This window comes from uncultured Meiothermus sp., assembly GCF_937863175.1.
In the GTDB taxonomy this organism is placed as follows: domain Bacteria; phylum Deinococcota; class Deinococci; order Deinococcales; family Thermaceae; genus Meiothermus.
Genome location: NZ_CALMCQ010000056.1, coordinates 1 through 3721, shown reverse-complemented (window position 1 = coordinate 3721; position 3721 = coordinate 1). Strand labels below are relative to the sequence as shown.

The following is a 3721-nucleotide window of genomic DNA, read 5'->3' as shown; positions in this document are numbered from 1 at the left end:
ACAACTACACCCTCGAGAACTCCCGCTCCAACTGGAATATCAATATCAACTCCTACATTCTGTCCCCGTTAGCCGGTGAGAGCCTGAGGGGCCGCAGGGTAGAAGTGCGCGGGATTGCCTGGAACGACGGACTCTCCCCCATTGATAGCATTGAGGTATCTGTCAACGGTGGAACCACCTGGCGCAAAGCCCTTATCGAGGGCAACGACGGCAGGTTTGGCTGGTATCGCTGGGTCTCGCCACAGCTGCTGGCCCCCGGCGACTACGAGGTAATGGCCCGTGCAACCGACGAGCTGGGCCGTACCCAGCCCATGAACGGCAACGTCTGGTGGAACGAGCGTGGCTACGAGTGGAACGGTGTGATGCGGGTCAAGTTCAAGGTAACCTGAGTACAAGCACCTCTACAAAGGGCTCGCCGTGTCCAGGCGGTATGTGGGCTGGGTAATGCCCAGCCCGGCCTTTGCGAAAGACTGCTGCAATGGAGAAGTTGATGAGGAAGTGGATTGTAATTGTCGTTGGTGCAGCCCTGCTGGGCTCCTGGCTTGGTTTTGGTCAAAACGCTCTACCCGAAGGGCCCGGACGCGACCTGGTGTTACAGAAGTGCCAGACCTGCCACGAAATTGGCTTTGTGACCCGCGAGCGGCAGACCCGGGAACGCTGGGATAGCCTGATAACCGAAATGCAGGCTTATGGCATGCGGTTAACCCCAGAGGAGCGGGCCAGCATTCTGAATTATCTCGCGACCTTCCTGGCCCCCGGTGCTGCCACTGCCCCTGCACAGCCAGTGATCCAGGCTGCTCCGACCCTTAGCGGGGCCCAGGTTTACAACAACTGTGTCGGCTGCCACCAGGCCAACGGTGCGGGTCTTCCAGGGGTCTTCCCACCGCTGGCCGGGCATGTCCCGGATATTCTGGCAGCTCGAGGGGGCCGGGAGTGGCTGGTACAGGTCATGCTGTACGGTCTGCAAGGCCCCATCACCGTCCGGGGCGCTACCTACAACGGGGTCATGCCGGGCTATGCCCAGTTTAGCAATGCCGAAATGGCGGCACTGCTAAACCATATTGCCACCCAGTGGGGCAACACACTTCCCCCCGGTCAGGGGGCATTTAGCGAGGCCGAGATACAGGCCCAGCGGGGCAAAAACCTGAGCGCGCAGCAGGTACTGGCCGCACGCCAGCAACTCGGGTTGCGATGAACCGGGTCTTGTCGCTCCATGCTGGCCTAGACCGTATCCTGCCCAAACCGACCCTGACCCAAGCCCACCTCGTAGCGGGCAAAGGCGTGGAAGGTGACCGGCACTTTGGCAGGCACCCCGACCGGGCGGTGTTGGTGGCGGGCCTTAGCGTCTACACCCTGGCCGCACAGGCCGGAATTGAGCTGCCTCCAGGTGCGCTGGGCGAAAACCTCCTGGTAGACTTCGACCCCCACCAGCGGAAGGAAGGAGACCGTTTACAAATCGGCTCGGTACTGCTGGAGCTAACCAGTGTCTGTACGGTGTGCGACTCGCTGTCGGCATTTGATCTGCGATTGCCCAGGGTGCTTTATGGCAAACGCGGCATGTACACCAGGGTACTTCGGGGTGGGGTGGTGTTGGTAGGCGACGCAATTCGGGTTCTGGTTCCGCAAGCAACATAGCCCACTCCTGCCAGCGCAATTCAGGGTAGGCTGGGAGCATGCAAATTCTTTCGGCGGAAGAAACCGCTACCGCCCTTCATTATCCTGCACTGGCTGCCTCTATTGCCCAGGTGTTAGCCGATCATGCTCAAGGTCAGATCACCGCCCCCGAGCGCCTGGTGGTACCGCTGGCGGGGGGGGCTACCCTGTTGCTAATGCCCGCTGCCGATCCCCTCATCACGGTGACCAAACTGGTGACGGTACACCCCCAGCAACGCCCCAGTGTAAGGGCCGAGGTCTGGGTGATGCGTACCAGTACCGGAGAGCGACTGGCCTTGCTGGATGGCTCGGTGGTGACTGCCCGCCGCACCGCTGCGGTATCGCTGTTGGCCGCACAAACCCTCGCACCCAACCCCTCTGGACCGCTGCTAATTGTCGGGGCGGGAACCCAGGGCAAAAGCCATCTGGAAGCCTTTCAGGACGGCCTGGGAACCGACAAAGTGTATGTGTATTCACGTACCCTCGAGCACGCCGAAGCACTGGCCTCCTACGCCCGTGGGCGCGGCTTGCTGGCCCAGGCTGTTAGCCGCCTCGAGCCGGTGTTAGACGAGGTTAGTCTGATTGTCTGTGCCACCACCAGCCAGACCCCACTGCTGTTCGAGGCCCCTGAAGGTATTTTCATAGCCGCAGTGGGAGCCTACCGCCCCGAAATGGCCGAGGTTGCGCCGAAAGTGGTGCACCTGGCACAACTGTATGTGGATACCCTGGAGGGTGCGCGCTCGGAAGCGGGCGATCTGCTGCAAGCTCAGGTGGATTGGAGCAAAGTGCAGTCGCTGGAGTTGGCCCTGCACCAACCCAGGCCCACGTCTGGCATCGTGCTTTTCAAGAGTGTTGGACATGCTCTGTGGGATTTAGCCGCAGCCCGCCTGGCGGCGCAGTCTTTGTCCTAGCAGGTGTATCAAATCTCGGAACCCAGGGGCGGCCAGGAGGCGGCTTTCAAAACAACCCGCACCCGCGATGCTGCCAATTACCCTAACGGCCTCGACGCCGGCGCGCCACCTGCAGCACCCAGACCAACCCCAGCACCAGTAAGCCCAGCAGAATAGCCATACCCAGAGGCGAGCGAACATCAATAGCCAGAACATTGAGCAAGAGCACGCCAAAAACCAGAACCAGCAGACCCATCAATGCAGCCCACAACACCAGCCAGGGGTTCATATCACTACCTTAGCGGATGGACTGGCTCAGCGGCAACGTAACCAGGGGAGCAAGTCCGGCTTCAGGGTTCGGTGTCGTCAGGGGCCATCGGGTACTCTGAGGCCATGTATCTGACCGTTTTGTGTACCGCACCGAGTGTCGAGATCGGCCAGGAAATTGCCCGTATGGTCGTGCAGGAGGGTTTGGCGGCCTGTGTCAGTCTGCTACCGGGTATCACCTCGATCTATCGCTGGGACGGTGAGGTTCAGGAGAACCCCGAGCTATTGCTGTTAATCAAAACCCGCCAGGAGCGCTACCCCGCTTTAGAAGCCCGCATCAAGGAGCTACACCCCTACCAGGTTCCCGAAATCATCGCTCACAAAATCGAGATGGGATCAAAGAGTTATCTCGACTGGATCACATCGAGTACCCGCTAGTGCTCCGGTGAGTAAATTTACGGCACATATTTCGCCCCTCACACCGCGCAAGGCGCACTGGAGCAGCTGGTGTGGGGGTCTTATCACGCACCGGCTTGGTTGTTAGCAGTCCCGTGGTCATGCCCGAGAAGGCAGCTTTGCACCCACACTCGAGGCCCCCTCACCCTGCAAGGCCAATCCCTGGCAGCCAGATTTTTTTTTGCGCTATCGGCTCTAAGCCATAAGCTATAGGCCATGATTCGGGCCAAGCAACTCACCGATGGGATGACCTGTGGGCCTTTGCAAACCCAGGTCTGGGTGGACGTAGAGACCCCGACCCCCGAAGAAATTGCCCTGATTCAGCAGTACCCGCTGAACCCCCTGGCCCTGGCCGATGCCCAGGAGATCGGTCACTGGAGCCGTTTCGAGCAGTATCCCAAACACCTCTTCTTGATTTTCAGAACCCTCGAGTCCTCGCAAAACGCCAACAGCCG

Annotated in this window: 6 protein-coding genes and 1 pseudogene; 6 read left to right on the top strand and 1 reads right to left on the bottom strand. The window is 60.1% G+C overall.

What is annotated here, in order from left to right; genetic code table 11:
- From Q0288_RS02330 to Q0288_RS02315, 4 genes and pseudogenes are all read left to right on the top strand, one after another.
- Positions 1 to 389 (top strand): annotated as a pseudogene (locus Q0288_RS02330) (sulfite oxidase); the annotation flags it as partial.
- Between the two features lie 101 nt (positions 390 to 490).
- Positions 491 to 1195, top strand: a complete 705-nt coding sequence (locus Q0288_RS02325; RefSeq protein ID WP_299426587.1) for a c-type cytochrome — start codon at positions 491 to 493, stop codon at positions 1193 to 1195.
- A complete protein-coding gene (locus tag Q0288_RS02320; protein WP_299426584.1) occupies positions 1192 to 1635 on the top strand; it encodes an MOSC domain-containing protein in 444 nt (147 codons plus the stop codon). The genes Q0288_RS02325 and Q0288_RS02320 overlap by 4 nt, the downstream gene beginning before the upstream one ends.
- A gap of 38 nt (positions 1636 to 1673) precedes the next feature.
- Entirely contained in the window at positions 1674 to 2564 is an 891-nt protein-coding gene (locus Q0288_RS02315) for a delta(1)-pyrroline-2-carboxylate reductase family protein (RefSeq protein ID WP_299426581.1), read from the top strand.
- 82 nt (positions 2565 to 2646) lie between these two features.
- Here the strand turns inward: Q0288_RS02315 and Q0288_RS02310 are convergent, their stop codons facing one another.
- Positions 2647 to 2832 (bottom strand): hypothetical protein, encoded by a 186-nt coding sequence (locus tag Q0288_RS02310; RefSeq protein ID WP_299426578.1) that lies wholly within the window; start codon positions 2830 to 2832, stop codon positions 2647 to 2649.
- 104 nt (positions 2833 to 2936) lie between these two features.
- Between Q0288_RS02310 and cutA the strand changes: the two genes are divergently transcribed.
- Both cutA and Q0288_RS02300 read left to right on the top strand, forming a co-directional pair.
- Entirely contained in the window at positions 2937 to 3248 is a 312-nt protein-coding gene (cutA, locus tag Q0288_RS02305; protein ID WP_299426575.1) for a divalent-cation tolerance protein CutA, read from the top strand.
- Between the two features lie 234 nt (positions 3249 to 3482).
- On the top strand, positions 3483 to 3721 hold a 239-nt coding region (locus tag Q0288_RS02300), incomplete at its 3' end, for a CorA family divalent cation transporter (protein WP_299426572.1).